The sequence below is a fragment of the Leptolyngbya sp. AN10 genome (genome assembly GCF_050565645.1).
Taxonomy (GTDB): Bacteria; Cyanobacteriota; Cyanobacteriia; order Leptolyngbyales; family Leptolyngbyaceae; genus Leptolyngbya.
Genome location: NZ_JBNXVP010000015.1, coordinates 1 through 14,919 on the forward strand (window position 1 = coordinate 1; position 14,919 = coordinate 14,919).

Consider the following 14,919-nt stretch of genomic DNA (forward strand, 5'->3'; position numbering starts at 1 on the left):
CCAATGATGCCGTCAAACTTGCGGGTCGGGGTCAACGTTTTCGACTCACTGAAGGGGCTTTTGACTCTTTTACCCTACCGCGTTCTCATGGCTTTGGATAGTCAAAAGTCATAATGAGAATTGCTGGAATCAACTGGTCAACCTGTTGTCGATTCAGCCGAGGTTCTTGGTTGAAGACCTTCTATGCTCGATGGTTCAGTCCCCACAATCGATGTTTGGGACTTCTCATATGACAATGGCGGTGATAATTTCGCCATCCTCTGACTAAAGGAGCCAGCATTTGAGCTTTTTCCTTAGCGCCATAATTCGAGTGGTTCACGATGGCTTTGACCCTTTGGCGGAAGGCTTGATAGTTGTCCGCTGCCGGATAGCTTCTAAACTTACCGTTGGATTGCACCTGGAAGTGCCACCCTAAAAAGTCAAATCCTTCGGTCGCCGTCACCAGCTTTGTCTTTTCTGGTTTGACCTTCAGTCCCCGTTGGGCAAGGAATTCGTCAATCGTCTGTTCTAACTCCGTCGCGTTGTCTTCAGGTTTGAGAATAAACACCATGTCATCCGCGTAACGAATGCAGTAGTGAATCGTCTCAATGCCATTGAGCGCGATGTTCGCAAGGAGCGGACTGACCACCCCGCCTTGTGGGGTTCCTTGTTCAGGAAACTCAGGATGCACGCCAGCTTTTAGGCATTTCCAGAGCGCTTGTTTCATCGCTTGGGGAGCCATAATTTGCTGCATCAGGAAGGGTTGGTTGATTCGGTCGAAGCATTTTTCGATATCCAGTTCCAGGATTCTTTTGTGGAATCCGTTGGCACTGGATCTGAGGTTGTTGAACAGGAGTCGTTGGGCATCATGTGCCGATCTTCCAGGTCTAAACCCATAGCTTCGAGCGTGAAATCCGGCTTCATGTGCAGGTTCGAGCGCGTACTTGACCAAACATTGCCAAGCGCGATCTGCGATGATTGGCACTTTCAGCATCCGAGTGCTTCCATCCTTTTTGGGAATCGGAATTTCTCGCAGCTTCGCGTGTTGCCATTGGTTTACCTGCTGTCTAAGACGAGTTTCGAGCGCCCACCGCTGCCGATAAGAGAGCGATGCTTGCCCATCAATGCCTGCCGTTTTCTTACCTGCGTTCAGTTGAGTCACTTGACGAATGGCTAAAAGCCTTGCACTTTGGGATCTGAGAATCAGCTTTTGTAGATTCAAGCTTTGGTGGCGGTTGCCTGCTCGAACTGCTTTCCATAAGCGACATTGCAGCCGAAATAGGTTCCTGCGAAATTGCTTCCACGGGAGCCGCTTCCAGAGTTCACTAAAGTTATCTTTGTGTCTAACCATGATCTGCTTTGTTACTCATGTTCTGATTGCCTCAAAGCAGTAACGCTTTGTCCTACCCGATGCAAAGAGTTCCGCTGCTCGTCCAGCCTACTGAGGATTCGACCGTTCCTCAGACTTTGACATCGTTTTTCTTCGTTCCCTCACTCGATTGTTTGTTCACTTAGGTGGAACCATTTCATCTACTGGAAACCCCAGGGTTATACCGCTTGCTAAAATAAACATCGGTGGGTTTTGCTCCAGTCAAGTCAGGAGGAGTGGGTGTATCCCTGCTTCTGGGTGAGATGCTTTTCTAGGTTCTGTTTCACCGTATGAACGCCTGATAGCGCCAGTGCGAGAAATACACGTTCTCTCTGATTGCGCCCTGTTCCCAGCTTCGGTCTGTCGGATTCCGAGCCGACTCGCCGTGGGCAGATTTTGAGTCACCTCTAACCCTGAGGGGGAGGGCTTTCACCTCCATCCAGTGAGAGTTCAAGGGCAAGGGTTTGGCTGTTCCTTGTATCCTTGGTTAGGCTATGGATTCACCTAACAACGAATCGCACATCTTAACCCAGACAAAATCGCTGACGCTGCCCTCAAATTTTCTTGTGTTGTTGTATCTTCAATCTGATCGACAATTTGGGTCACTTGGCGTAGCATTCCTTCTGGACTTTCACTCTGTGCTAATGTCGCGAACGGCAAGAGTCCTGGATATTGCAGGAACAGCGAAGCGGGTTCTTCCCACAATCGAATCACATCAAACTCATGCCGTGTGCGCTCTAGCTCTAGTTCATAGTAAGTTTGATAAACCAGTTCAGACCTAGTGCGCTTGAGATAAATCACGACCTGTTGCATCGGTTTATCTTTGTAGCGCCGTTGTCCTCGAACGCGATATTCGAGCATCCGAAAGGGAATTTCTGGCTTCGGTTGGGTTTGAAATTCGAGATGAAGAATTGATTCATCTGACTGAAGCAGAATCATGGCATCCGCTCGAATCGGATCGAGGGAGAGTTCGGAGGGTTGGATTTCTGTGAGTGTGACAGACTTTCCCAAGAGCCAACTGGCGAAGTCAGCGGAGAAGTTTTCAGCTAGAAATCGGCAGGTATTGTCGTACATCGGAAATAGTAAAATTGTACGTCCTGCGAGGTTTATTTGGTTTCAAAATCGGTTGGAGTGCGATCGCTACAATCCCAAAGTATATTTTAGAGCTTCGTCGATCGCTACTGTTAATAGCGTCTCGCTTAACTTACTTTAAATTGCTCACAACGTTGCTTTCCAACGAATAATAACCTGGGCTAGATTGCCCATAGCTGTTGGTAGATTCGCTTCAAACGATGCCGCAGCTTGATGATCTGCTGTATCTGTAATTGCACGTAACTCAAGATAATTCTTTTGATTGAACTGACACGCCCTTGCACCTCCTGCGCCTTCCCATGCAACAGCAATACAGTCAGTCAAATTTTTCAACTCTAAACCTCGCAAAGCATCAACAATGTCTTCGTCACCACTTGCGATCGCGCCAAAATGAACTGAAAATGTCAGATCTGTCTGGGGGAAATTTTGTAGAGTTGCGAGAATTTGAGGACTTCCAGCAAAACGAGGCAATGGACGAGTCACAAATTTCAGATTGTAATCATGCTCAATTGTTTCAGTTCCGACAACTACATCGCCAATATCTAATGAGTCAGACAATGCTCCAGCAACTCCAGCACATAACAGTAGCTGTATCTGTGGAACTTGGCAAAGCAAGTATTGAGCTTGTATACCAAACTGCGTCTTTCCATGTCCACCACAAGCGACAAATGAATCAATTTCTCTAAATTCAAAAGCGGTGATGCCGCCTAGTTGAAACTCCCTTTTTTCCAGTCCACACTTCTCTAATTCGGCAATCAAAATTGCAAGTTCTTCTTCAAGTGGGGTGACAATTGCAGTTCTCATCAAGGAATTTGATCATAAATGTGCTGGCTGATTCTAGTCAATTTGGAAGATGCTGCTTGATCTCTCTTACTTGAACCAACCACTTGATCAATTCTTGCTCACTTAATCGCTGTTTCTCCGGGAAAAGTTGCGCCAGTTCTGCGGCAGGTCTTCCGGTTTGCTGTACCCACGCATTGATCAACGCATCTCGATCGACCAATTTTCCCCCAATCCCCAACGATCGCTGAATCTGCAATTGTTCCTCCCGCCCGATCGCATTCACGACAAATTCACTCCGCCCCGCTTTATACAACACTCCCGCCAAAGCTTGCGTATACGCTTCACTATCATTCACCTTCGGAGTTAGGAGCGGTTTCGGTTGTCCAAATCGCCGATTCTTTGCCCAGATGAGAATGATTAGAAGTACGATCGATTGCAGTAATACAACCGCTAACGGTGTTCGGAGCAAATAATCTGCCCAACTCTGTGTGTTCTCTTCTTTGACCGTTTCATCTCGATAGCCATGCAAGTATTCATCGATTAGAATCCTTTTCCCAGTAGCTAACTGTGCCAGAAAGGGAAAGTTTCCAGGCTCACCTTGGTAGGCATTGGCAGCGAGAAAGGGTGTCGCGGCGTAAATGATTCGACCTTTACCTTTGCGCTCTTCCCACACGATCGACCCAAAGCGATCGCCCAACAATCGTTTCAGTCCCTTGTCACTTTTGAGCCGTCTGGAAGTTTCGACTTTGACTAAACCTCGATCGCTCTTATGTTCAGTGGAAAATCCAGCTTGAGTTGCAGGTAGATTCGGTCTGCCCAAAATGATCCAAGTATTGCCGCGCTCGATCCATTCCAGTTCTACATACGCTGTACCGGACGGATCAACCTGAATCATGGTGTTTCCTGTGCCGGAGATTTCATCGGCGGACGGCTTACGCCAACGTTCGACAGGCGGTCCTTGGCGTTTCATATAAGCGTACCAAGCCCCGTAACCATCTGGAGAACGACTGAACGTAGAGCCGCTTGTAAGTCGATTGCTTCTAGGCGCGATAAACAGCGTTAGAGCGATGATCACAGCTAGTGCAATCAGCCCAAATACCAAACGTCGATCGAGTTTTTTCATCACGCCATTTTCGCCATATCGAGAGTCGATCGTTCAATGTTGCCATACGCTTTTTGAACTCGATCGAACATTTCAGCGGAAATTGGTGCATTGCTGAAATGAAGTAGTTCGTGAGTCTCAAGTAGCATTTGATACGACTCAGATTGGGGCAGCAATTGAACGAGGCGCGAATATTCTCGATCGGTACGGCTTTGGTCGCCCGGAATCAATTTCGTTTCATTCAAGCGTTGCAGCATCGCCATATAAAGCGCTCTTGAGGCTTCTCGGTAATTTCCCTGCTGTTGAAATTCCTGAGCAGATCTGACCCATTGCGCGATCGTCAGTTCTTTTTCAGCAGTAGAACGTCGATCGAGAAATTTCGCCATTTGCGCCTGATTTCGCGTCAGATACGATCGAACTGCCAGATAAATCTGGAATCCCAACCACAGCACAAACAGCCCAATCAGAGTCCAAAATCCTGCTTCCAGCCACCAAGACGGAAACCACCAATTCGGGACATCAGGAGCATTCGGCGGCTGAACTTGTGGAAAGTTCAACTCGATCCACTCGCCTACCTGCCGGAAAAATTGTTGAAGTTGCCAGTTGAAATCGGTTTTCTGAAATTGTTCAGCCGCCATTAGGAACTATTTGGTAAAGCTACTGACCAACCATAAAACCAGAAAAGTAACTAAACTGATCAAAATTTCATTCGAGGGCAGCATCGGGAAAGAAGGCAACAACAGCGTATAAATCGCGCCCCCGATCGCAAATCCTAAGAGTAGTCCCGCTACTCCAAGTAAGATCGATCGACCAAGTTTCCGTTCTTTACGATAGAGAAAATACAGCGTTGTCCCGGTTGCCAGCGCCATCGCAATCTGAAGCACCTGATCGGACGGGTAGAAATACACTAATGCCCCTAATCCCGCTAGTCCAACTGCTGGATAGGCAATGTCTTGACCGCTCGGCTGATCGATCAAACTCTTCAGCCATTGATTCGATTTTGCTGCGGGTGCGGGAGTTTCCGCTGGAGTAGCTTGAACCAATTTCTCTGGAAACCGAATGCGATCGGGCACTTTAATTTTGCCTTCCTGCCGTAAGCGCAAACGCTCCATCAAGACAGAATCATACGCTGCCTCGACTTCCGAGATTTTTCGCTGGTCGCCTGCCAATTCTTCAATTAACCGAATCCGCGCCGTCTGAATCTCTTCAAACGTTGCACCTTCGGAAACGCCTAACTTTTCATACGGGCTTTGTGCGCTCATGGGCTTGTGACTCCACCTTCTCTACCAAGAGTAACCTAGCTGCGGGGGGGATTACAACTAGAGTGTAGACGATGTGCCCCCGACTTGAGATCGTTTTCTCGATCGAACTTTTCGGATCGCGTCTCCGTAACGGCATATCTCAAATCCCACTTTCGTTTTAGATTCGACCGTAAATTCGCGGAAACTTTATCAAACTAGGATATTCTATTCAAAACGTGAGGCATACTAATGCTGATGACAAGTTTCTGCTGTGTAAGACAGAAATAGGGGTTTGTCCCATTGGCACGTCTTCTCAATTTACTCTAAGCGCAAGGTTATGGTCATGGCTCCAGCCAAGATACTCGTCGTGGATGATGATCCAGCAATTCGGAATCTCGTTCATCGCTTCCTTACCAAGCAAAGTTACCAGATGGAATCGGCGGAAGATGGTAAATCCGCAATGCAGGTGTTTGAACAGTTCAATCCGGATCTGGTGATTTTAGATGTGAACTTGCCTGACGCGAATGGCTATTCTCTGTGTCAAGAAATGCAGAGCCGCACAAATGTGTTTGTTTTGATGTTGACGAGTCGCACTGATGAGGCGGACAAAGTTCGCGGATTTGCTCAAGGTGCAGACGATTATATTACGAAGCCGTTTAGCTTGGTGGAATTGGGCGGACGAGTGGGCGCAATTTTGAAACGTCAACGAACCGTGACACCAGCGGAGCAACAATCTCTCGCCTTTGGTGGATTGATGATCGATCCGGTTCGGCGCGAAGTCAAGCTAAATGATGAGATTGTGCCGTTGACGGCATTAGAGTTCGACCTGCTACATTTTTTAGCGGCGCATCCAGGTCGAGTTTGGCGACGGGCTGAACTCATTCAGGAAGTTTGGGACTACGAATACGTAGGCGATCAGCGGGTTGTAGATGTTCACATCGGACAGATTCGTAAGAAGATCGAGATCGACACGAGTCAGCCTGCATTGATTCAAACGGTTCGAGGCGTGGGTTATAAGTTTGAATCACCAGCAGTAGTGAGTTGAATAAACCGGGGTTGATAACCGACCCCGGTTTTGTTTTAGCAATGAAAGTTTTCTTTAATAAAAGTTTTCTTTGATGTCACAGCTTTTTAGTTAAATTGAAATCATTGCGCTAAGAATTTTACACATGGCTATCACGCTTCAACTCAAGCCAGAAATCGAAGCACGTTTAATCTCTGAGGCGGCACAGCAAGGAGTATCGCCAGAGATTTATCTTGCATCTTGGATTGAAAAACAGTTTTCAGCACAAACACCCAATACTGAAAACAATCTTTCTGATGCTGAGTGGGAAGCAACTTTATTAGAGTTCGTGAATAGTCCATCTTTTCAAAATTCGCCACCACTCTCAGATCAAGCAATCAGTCGGGAGGCGATTTACACCAGCGAAGACGAAATCCGATGAACATTCTGGTAGATACAAATGTTTGGTTGCGTCTTGCTCAACCTACTTCCCAACTTCACCCAAATGCGCTTCGAGCCATCAACACACTTCATCGACAACCGAATTTAACGCTTTGTATTGTGCCGCAAACTCTGATCGAATTCTGGGTTGTCGCAACTCGTCCGCTTCAGGTTAATGGATTGGGTTTAACGGCTTCTGAGGCGGTAATCGAGACTAGGAAAATTAAGAGACTGGCTAATTTTTACGAAAATACGCCTGAGTGTTTTATTCGCTGGGAAGAGCTTGTCGATCAATATCAGGTTCTAGGCAAAACCGCTCACGATACTCATTTAGTTGCGAGTATGATCGTTCACCAAATCACTGATCTACTCACACTGAATCCAGCAGATTTTCAGCGCTATTCAGAGATTCGAGTCATTGACCCACGCAATTTTTAACTTAGAGTCGATATTGCTGAAAAACTTCAGTTGCTGCCCGATGCACGATCGAATGTCGATAAACGAGCGCTTCCATATCCTCTGCATATCCACCACCAATTACACAAGCGACTGGATACCCTTGCGAAACACAGGTCGTTAACACTTGCATTTCCCGTCGATACAGTCCTGAATCTGTGAGCGCGAGTTTCCCTAATCGATCGCCTAAATGCGGATCAACTCCCGCATCGTATAGAACTAAATCTGGCTTTACCTCAGTCAACAAATCAGGAAGATATTGAGCCAAAGTTTGCAAGTATTCGTCATCTTCCATGCCTTCAGGTAATGGAACATCTAAATCGCTTTGTTGCTTTGTTCCAGGAAAATTAATCTCACAGTGCATTGAGAACGTAAACACACTTGGATCAGATTGGAAAATTAGCGCAGTTCCGTCACCTTGATGCACATCAAGATCGACGATGAGAATTTTTTTAACTAACTTTAATTCCTGAAGAACACGAGACGCGATCGCTAAATCGTTAAAGATACAAAACCCCGATCCATAACTCGGAAACGCATGATGAGTTCCGCCAGCAGTGTTGCAAGCTAAACCTGATTTTAAAGCAAGTTGAGCGGTTAGAATCGTGCCCCCAACGGCGGTACAAGTTCGATTCACAAGCTCAGGACTCCAAGGCAAACCGATACGGCGCTGGGCTTTTGAATCGAGCGTTCCAGAGCAATACGCATTTACATAATCGGATGTATGGACGAGTTCAATCCAAGATTGAAAAGGTCGATCGGGAATATGAAATTGAGCCGGATCTGCGACTCGATCGCTCAACAATAACTCGTAAAGTTTCTTAAATTTCTCCATCGGAAAGCGATGATCCGACGGCAAGGCTGTAACGTAATTCCGGTGGTAAACAAGAGGCAAATTCATGCAAAAAATCGACTGAGATCTATCTATAGTTTTGTAATAAATTTCGATGAAGTATTGCTGTTTGTAAGACTTTCTGGAGTTCGTCGCGTTTCATCCTTTAGACTGATTCGTGACTTAAAACCGTCTTACACCCGCATCATGGCTCACTCAAACTGGCACGACTACCTGAATCTGGCTTCGTTTTTTGCAAGTGTCTTCGGACTCTACATTTTGATTTATCAACAGCAAGCAAAAACCGAAGATTCCGAGATTGCCGATGAGGTTCTATTTTCGATGGCATTTGCCTACTGGATTGTACATTGTGTCGCGATCGGGGCACAGAAGTGGATTTCTCCCGACTGGACAACCTGTATGTTGAGCCTCAAATGGACAGCGGTGATTTCGTACTTACTGACCTTCTCTTGTGCGTTGAGCATCCCGCTTCATCGAATCGCTTCGGCTCAACAACAAGCAGAATAATCACTTCAAACACTGAGCGATCGCAGATTCAAGCTGATCCTGTTCGAGCGTCGTGAGGATGAAGACCTCTTGAACCGATTTACCTTGACGTGCGATCGCTTTAAACCCGCCCCGAATCGGCACAGAAATTTTTAATTTGAATTGAGGCGAATGAGAGCGGACTGATCCAATCACTGCCGGAGTCACAGTCTGAATTCCCTCGATTTGAACGAGCTTCTCAAGAATCGGAATCAACCCCGGAATATACGTTGAGTGCGTGATCACCAGCCGCCCTTGTTCGTTTTTCATGATTTCTCCAAGGGAGCCATCGTCAAGCCCTCGATACTCAATTGTTGATGGTAGAGTTCAGCCTGTTCGAGCGGACCCGTCCAAACGATCGCTTGTCCTTCAAAGTGCACCTGATTCGTGAGCTTCCAAGCGCGATCGCTGGTCATCTGCGGAATGTACTTCATCAAGCACTTGGCAACGTGCTCGAACGTATTAAAATCGTCATCGAGCACAATCACTTTGTAATTTGGGTACGTTTGGCGGATCGTTTGACTGGTCTTTTCAGGAGTTGTCACGCTCCCTGCCATCATCGAAGTGAAATTAACAAAAACGCTAGTCATAACGCAACAGGGGGGCTGGAATTCACAAAATTTCCTATCAAATTCTAATTCAGTCTTCACCAAGTCGCCCGACTTTCAAATCGTAATTCTGTACTACACTTGAAACATTGGATTTTCTGCTTAAATAAAAGGCTGTTGCGGCATTAAGTCAGACAATGCGAAGAAAAAACCGCCAGAAACCAGGAATCGGTAGCGTGTTTAAGAATATTAGTTTGATGTTGACCGGAAGCGGACTGCTGTTGGGAGCAGTTTTAGTCGTTGGATTTCTACGATCGGGCGATCGATTCTTTGATCAATTGCGCGGTTTAATTGATGCCAAGCCGCCAGAACCTAAAGTCGAAACGCGATCGGTCGTGATTCAGCAGATTCGTCAGGCTAGTGAACTCACAACCGCTGTGTTTACGATGGAAGCCGTGGTTCCGACTCAACAGGATTCCGCGATCGCAGGTGTGGTGATCGGGACAACGAAGCTTTTATACATTGCGCGGGGAGAAGTTCGTGCAGGCGTTGATTTAAGCACTCTGACTCCAGAAAACGTACAAGTGGCAGATGGAACAGTTCGATTGCGCTTACCTGCTCCGAAGATTTTGGATAAAAAAATCGATGTTAGTCGATCGAGTGTGTACGACTACAATCGTGGTCCACTGGGATTAGGTCCTGATGTCGCTCCAAACTTGCAAAAATTGGCACAGGAAGAAGCCTTGAGAAAAATTCAGCTTGCAGCGTGTTCAGATGGAATTTTAGAAAAAGCCAACGATCGAGCAAAATTAGCGGTAACTTCCTTAATTCGCATTTCTGGCATTAAAGAGGTGATTGTAGAACCACAACCTGTCGCCCCACAACAATGTTCAGCTTCTTAAGTTGAATTAAAGAGCGCAATCTTTGGCTTTTCCTAACACTACATACGCTAAGAATCGCCATCATTGCAGCATTGATTAAACTGGGGATCACACTGTAGATAGGTGATCCCCGGCTTTGCAAAATTTAAAATAAAAATAACTTTGATTCCAAATAGCATTTTTGCTGTCCATAATGGAGATCGATTCGATGCCGCAATTTGTAGATAAATCGTTAATGTAGTAGCGAAAAATACAAATTGAAGATTGAATCTTATCCATTCAAAGCTCGAATTTTTATTAATTTTGCGATCCGTATTGAGGGAATTTAAAATGCAAGTGATTCAAACCGTTCGCTGTCCAAACTGTGGCAGTCCCGCCGAACGATTTCATATCCAACCGGATCAATTAACCCGGACGCAATGCGGAGCGTGTGACTATCTCATGATCACTTGCTCGAAAACAGGCAGAGTGATTGAGGCTTATGCTCCCGGAATTTACGCCCGTCGATAAGCCACTTTAGAAGTTTCCAGAAGTCTCCAAATTTGGAGGCTTCTAATTTTTTGAACTGTTTGCAAACGAAGCCCTTAACTGTCCACAAGCCGCATCCGCTTCCAATCCGCGAGTTCTTCGGACACTCACCGCAATATTACGATCGCTCAATGCCTTGACAAATTGATTAATCCGCCGCTGATCCGGTCGCTGATAATCCACTTCGCTGATCGGATTGTATGGAATCAAATTCACATGGCTCTGGAAACCACGCAAATGATCCGCAAGCTCGATCGCATGTTCCGGGCAATCATTTACACCCGCAAGCAAAATATATTCAAACGTCACTCGTCGTCCAGTGAGTTTCACATATTCGCGGCATTCATCTAAAAGCACATCCAACGGATACTGCCGCGCACTTGGAATCAGTCGCTCTCTTACATCTTGATTCGAGGCATGTAAACTTACCGCGAGAGTTGCCTGTAGATGATGCTCCGCAAGTTTACGGATTCTACCGGGAATCCCGACCGTAGAAATCGTGATGTAGCGACGACCGATTCCGATATCTTCATTCATCGATCGAACTGCGCCCAATACATTCTCGATATTCAACAGCGGCTCACCCATGCCCATGAAGACAATATTACTGACCCGCTGTTGAAAGACTTCTTGAACGGTCAGAACCTGATCCACAATTTCATGTCGTTCGAGGTTGCGATTGAAGCCACCTTTTCCAGTCGCGCAAAAATCACACGCCATTGGACAGCCGACTTGAGAGGAAACACAAACGGTGAGGCGTTTATCAGTTGGAATACCGACTGTTTCAACAATTTGACCGTCATTCAGGCGCAGAAGAAATTTGACTGTTCCATCGATCGATTTCGCCTGATGATGAATCTCCGATCGACCGATCGCACAATCCGCCATCTCAGAGCGCCACTGTTTCGGAAAGACGGAAATTTCGGAGAGCGATCGAGCGCCCCGTTGGTAAATCCACTGATGTAACTGTTGTCCTCGATAAGCAGGCTGTTGCTGCTCTTTGACCCACTCGGTTAATTCTGGAAGGGATGCCCCTACTAAGGCTTTCATAAGAGACTCGGAACGGCTAGAAAAAAGTCAGGAGATTTGGCAGAAACTTCACCAAAACTTTACGGGGACCGGAAGGATTGCGTGAATAGAGAAATACCAGTCCGAATTACGGAGTAATGTCCTCGTATCTGATTCAGACAGAGTTCTATCTTAAACGGTGCGATCGACATTCTGGGATTGGCTGCGCTAATTTGCGTATGCTTATTAATTCCTTGTAAAAATACTTACTTGTTTTTAATGAAATTAAAGATCTGTCCTTGGAATGATCCGTATAAATCCCGCTTTATGTTTTGCGCTCATGGTACAAACTTCTATGAGGATTTCAGAAATTGAACTGTCTTCCTAATCTTTATAAAATAAGTAATCTGGAACACCAAGTTGAGTCCTATGCGACAAAGACTTCATTGGCAGCTTGCGATCGCAAACTAAGCCGTAGAGGGTGTCTTTCTAGAACTCTTTTTTCTCGATTTATGAGTTGTCGTTCTGGCGTTTTCCTTCAACTTAAACCACTGTTTAAATTACCGGGGATCAGTCTTCTCTATTCATTATCTGCCCCCTTTGCTTTGCCCTTCTGCCCAATGATTTTGTGGAAATGTCGAATCATACACTTCCTGATAAACTCGTCCGTATTGGCTCCGTGGAAATTAGTCTAAGTCAATCGGAAGAACTGTTCCGAGCATACGTTGAAACCGCCAATGATATGGTTTACACCGTAGATTTAAATGGCGCTTTAACCTATATGAATTCTTATGGTCAGAAGCTATTGGAATGCACTAGGGACGAAGTGATCGGGCGATCGTATTTAGAATTTGTCTCGCCTGCTCACCGCGAAAGAACGATGCAAGCGTTCGAGAATTTGATACGAACTGGAGAACTGAGAGACTTTGAATTTGTTCTCATGACTTCACGTGGCACTGAGATTTATCTAGAAGTGAACGGGAAGCTTTTATTCCGCGATGATGAACTAATTGGCGGCATGGGAATCGGTCGCGATGTCACTGAACGGAAGCGAATTGAGAAGCAACTCCAAATTTTTTCTCGTGCGGTTGAGTCGGCTTATGACAGTACCGTAATTACCGATTTAAACGGCAAAATTACGTATGCAAATTCCGCAGCAAGTCGGATTTTCAATTGGCAAGTTGATATGCTGCTTGGAACTCATGCGGCTGTTTTGTATCCAGAACGAAAGCAAACTGAATTATTGATTGCTCAAGCGATCGCGGGGGGTTGGAGTGGAGAAGTTACTTGCCATCGCCGCAATGGTGATTCTTTCCCTGCCTTAGTTTCAGTGAGTCCGATTTTGGATGAACAGGGGCAACCAACCGCAGTTTCGATGATCACCCGTGATATTACGCAGCAAAAACAAACTGAAGCGGAATTGGCTGCGAAAAATAACGAACTCGAACGGGCATCGCAGATGAAATCAGATTTCTTAGCGAATATGTCTCATGAGTTGCGAACTCCGCTAACTTCGATCTTGGGCTTCTCATCGATTCTGCAAAAACAGATCTTCGGTGTTCTAAACTCAAAGCAACAAATTTACATCCATCAAATCTATCAGAGTGGGCAGCACTTGTTGGGTTTGATCAATGATGTCCTTGACTTGTCGAAGGTAGAGGCAGGACAGTTACGATTAGAGCTTGCCCCGATCGTGGTTGATGAAATTTGCGAGAAGACGCTTTCCTTTGTCACCGAACAAGCGCGGATGCGGGATTTGACAGTACATTCTTCGATCGAGCCTGGTTTAGAACCTTTGATGGCAGACGAGTTGCGGGTGCGCCAGATGTTGCTAAATCTGCTCTCGAATGCAATTAAATTCTCGGATGAAGGCAGTGAAATTGGGCTATCTGTGCGGCGCTGCGAAGATATGCTGCATCTAACAGTTTGGGATCAAGGAATTGGCATCGCCGAAGACAAGCAGCATCTTCTGTTCCGTCCGTTCCAGCAGGTGGATGGGTCACTGTCTCGCAAGCATGAAGGCACAGGACTCGGACTTGCACTGACGAAAAAACTGGCTGAGCTTCATGGAGGAACGGTGCTGATGTCCTCGAAAGAAGGAGAAGGCAGTCAGTTTACGATTTGTTTACCGATCAATTTGCAGCATCCTGCAACGGTGGGAACGATCGCGATCGAGCCAAATCGGAGATAGATTCGCGAGAAATGCTATCGTGATCAGTGCCCTGTCTCTCACTGGTCTTATGCTGGCTGATGCTATATTGGCGTTTCAATTTACCTCACCCGGACGTGGAATTGAACTCGGTCCGTTGTCGATTCGATGGTACGGTGTTCTGATTGCTTCGGCGGTTTTGATTGGGGTGAATTTGTCTCAATATTTGGCATCCCGACGGCAAGTGAATCCTGAGTTGATTAGCGATCTCGCAATTTGGCTCGTTCTTGCAGCGATTCCGAGTGCACGATTGTATTACGTCCTTTTTCAGTGGCGCGATTATGCAGCGAATCCTGGCTCAATTATTGCCATTTGGCAGGGCGGGATTGCGATCCACGGTGCGATTCTTGGAGGAACGATCGCGGCTCTAATTTTCGCCCGATTAAAACGAGTCTCTTTCTGGCAGTTAGCGGATCTGGTTGCACCTTCGCTAATTTTGGGGCAAGCGATCGGGCGTTGGGGAAATTTCTTTAACTCCGAGGCGTTCGGCAGTCCGACTGATTTACCGTGGAAGTTGTTTATTCCGCCAAATAGCCGCCCGATCGGTTTAGAAAATGTCGCTTACTATCACCCAACATTTCTGTATGAATCGCTTTGGAATTTGGGTGTGTTTGCGCTTCTGATGTTTCTATTTTTCAAGCGTCCTCGATTAAGAGTTGGAACACTGTTTCTAACTTACATGGTGGCGTACAGTGCAGGACGGTTCTGGATTGAAGGACTGAGAACGGACAGCTTGATGCTCGGCTTCTTGAGAATGGCTCAAGTAGTGAGCTTAGTCGGAATTGTGTTGGGCGCGATCAGCTTAATTTGGCTGTATGTGGTTCGTCGATCGCTGCCCGATGTTGTGCCTGATCCAAATCCAGATTCGTAGCCATCTAGATAAAGAAAACCCCCCAGAGGA

The 14,919-nt window shown here is 46.3% G+C and carries 18 protein-coding genes; 8 read left to right on the plus strand and 10 right to left on the minus strand.

Annotated features, from left to right (window positions below):
• Window positions 1–181: 181 nt before the first annotated feature.
• The 6 genes from ACQ4M5_RS20665 to ACQ4M5_RS20690 form a co-directional block, all read right to left on the minus strand.
• Window positions 182–1,330, minus strand: a complete 1,149-nt coding sequence (locus ACQ4M5_RS20665; RefSeq protein ID WP_430677569.1) for a reverse transcriptase domain-containing protein — start codon at window positions 1,328–1,330, stop codon at window positions 182–184.
• Window positions 1,331–1,852: 522 nt separating this feature from the next.
• Window positions 1,853–2,422: an Rpn family recombination-promoting nuclease/putative transposase gene (locus ACQ4M5_RS20670; protein WP_430677570.1), complete on the minus strand. Its 570-nt coding sequence runs from the start codon at window positions 2,420–2,422 to the stop codon at window positions 1,853–1,855.
• Window positions 2,423–2,566: 144 nt separating this feature from the next.
• Window positions 2,567–3,244: a 5'-methylthioadenosine/S-adenosylhomocysteine nucleosidase gene (locus tag ACQ4M5_RS20675; protein ID WP_430677572.1), complete on the minus strand. Its 678-nt coding sequence runs from the start codon at window positions 3,242–3,244 to the stop codon at window positions 2,567–2,569.
• A 37-nt stretch (window positions 3,245–3,281) separates the two neighbouring features.
• Window positions 3,282–4,346 (minus strand): DUF4350 domain-containing protein, encoded by a 1,065-nt coding sequence (locus ACQ4M5_RS20680; protein ID WP_430677751.1) that lies wholly within the window; start codon window positions 4,344–4,346, stop codon window positions 3,282–3,284.
• Window positions 4,346–4,963: a DUF4129 domain-containing protein gene (locus ACQ4M5_RS20685; protein ID WP_430677573.1), complete on the minus strand. Its 618-nt coding sequence runs from the start codon at window positions 4,961–4,963 to the stop codon at window positions 4,346–4,348. The genes ACQ4M5_RS20680 and ACQ4M5_RS20685 overlap by 1 nt, the downstream gene beginning before the upstream one ends.
• 6 nt (window positions 4,964–4,969) lie before the next feature.
• A complete protein-coding gene (locus ACQ4M5_RS20690; RefSeq protein WP_430677574.1) occupies window positions 4,970–5,587 on the minus strand; it encodes a CPP1-like family protein in 618 nt (205 codons plus the stop codon).
• Window positions 5,588–5,909: 322 nt separating this feature from the next.
• Between ACQ4M5_RS20690 and ACQ4M5_RS20695 the strand changes: the two genes are divergently transcribed.
• The 3 genes from ACQ4M5_RS20695 (at window position 5,910) to ACQ4M5_RS20705 (ending at window position 7,448) form a co-directional block, all read left to right on the plus strand.
• The gene (locus ACQ4M5_RS20695) at window positions 5,910–6,611 is read left to right on the plus strand and encodes a response regulator transcription factor (protein WP_430677575.1); all 702 of its coding nucleotides are present in this window, start codon (window positions 5,910–5,912) and stop codon (window positions 6,609–6,611) included.
• A gap of 124 nt (window positions 6,612–6,735) precedes the next feature.
• A complete protein-coding gene (locus ACQ4M5_RS20700) occupies window positions 6,736–7,011 on the plus strand; it encodes a hypothetical protein (RefSeq protein ID WP_430677576.1) in 276 nt (91 codons plus the stop codon).
• Window positions 7,008–7,448 carry a type II toxin-antitoxin system VapC family toxin gene (locus ACQ4M5_RS20705; RefSeq protein WP_430677577.1) on the plus strand — a complete coding sequence of 147 codons (441 nt, stop codon included), beginning with the start codon at window positions 7,008–7,010 and terminating at the stop codon, window positions 7,446–7,448. Before ACQ4M5_RS20700 ends, ACQ4M5_RS20705 begins: the two co-directional genes overlap by 4 nt.
• A gap of 1 nt (window position 7,449) precedes the next feature.
• Here the strand turns inward: ACQ4M5_RS20705 and ACQ4M5_RS20710 are convergent, their stop codons facing one another.
• Window positions 7,450–8,367 (minus strand): histone deacetylase family protein, encoded by a 918-nt coding sequence (locus ACQ4M5_RS20710; RefSeq protein ID WP_430677578.1) that lies wholly within the window; start codon window positions 8,365–8,367, stop codon window positions 7,450–7,452.
• Between the two features lie 138 nt (window positions 8,368–8,505).
• Between ACQ4M5_RS20710 and ACQ4M5_RS20715 the strand changes: the two genes are divergently transcribed.
• Entirely contained in the window at window positions 8,506–8,826 is a 321-nt protein-coding gene (locus tag ACQ4M5_RS20715) for a hypothetical protein (RefSeq protein WP_430677579.1), read from the plus strand.
• Here the strand turns inward: ACQ4M5_RS20715 and ACQ4M5_RS20720 are convergent, their stop codons facing one another.
• Complete coding sequence (locus ACQ4M5_RS20720) at window positions 8,827–9,114, minus strand: DUF2103 domain-containing protein (RefSeq protein WP_068385591.1); 288 nt, start codon at window positions 9,112–9,114, stop codon at window positions 8,827–8,829.
• Window positions 9,111–9,434 carry an ATP-dependent Clp protease adapter ClpS gene (clpS, locus tag ACQ4M5_RS20725; RefSeq protein WP_430677580.1) on the minus strand — a complete coding sequence of 108 codons (324 nt, stop codon included), beginning with the start codon at window positions 9,432–9,434 and terminating at the stop codon, window positions 9,111–9,113. Before clpS ends, ACQ4M5_RS20720 begins: the two co-directional genes overlap by 4 nt.
• Window positions 9,435–9,589: 155 nt before the next feature.
• Between clpS and ACQ4M5_RS20730 the strand changes: the two genes are divergently transcribed.
• On the plus strand, window positions 9,590–10,294 hold the full coding sequence (locus tag ACQ4M5_RS20730; protein ID WP_430677581.1) for a DUF4230 domain-containing protein: 705 nt from the start codon (window positions 9,590–9,592) through the stop codon (window positions 10,292–10,294).
• A gap of 309 nt (window positions 10,295–10,603) precedes the next feature.
• Window positions 10,604–10,783 carry a replication restart DNA helicase PriA gene (locus tag ACQ4M5_RS20735; protein WP_430677582.1) on the plus strand — a complete coding sequence of 60 codons (180 nt, stop codon included), beginning with the start codon at window positions 10,604–10,606 and terminating at the stop codon, window positions 10,781–10,783.
• Between the two features lie 42 nt (window positions 10,784–10,825).
• Here ACQ4M5_RS20735 and rlmN read toward each other — a convergent pair whose 3' ends face one another.
• Window positions 10,826–11,851: a 23S rRNA (adenine(2503)-C(2))-methyltransferase RlmN gene (gene rlmN / locus ACQ4M5_RS20740; RefSeq protein ID WP_430677583.1), complete on the minus strand. Its 1,026-nt coding sequence runs from the start codon at window positions 11,849–11,851 to the stop codon at window positions 10,826–10,828.
• Window positions 11,852–12,443: 592 nt separating this feature from the next.
• On the opposite strand from rlmN, the gene ACQ4M5_RS20745 reads away from it, so the two are divergent.
• Entirely contained in the window at window positions 12,444–14,000 is a 1,557-nt protein-coding gene (locus ACQ4M5_RS20745; protein ID WP_430677584.1) for a PAS domain S-box protein, read from the plus strand.
• A gap of 49 nt (window positions 14,001–14,049) precedes the next feature.
• Complete coding sequence (lgt, locus tag ACQ4M5_RS20750; RefSeq protein ID WP_430677585.1) at window positions 14,050–14,889, plus strand: prolipoprotein diacylglyceryl transferase; 840 nt, start codon at window positions 14,050–14,052, stop codon at window positions 14,887–14,889.
• Window positions 14,890–14,919 lie beyond the last annotated feature (30 nt).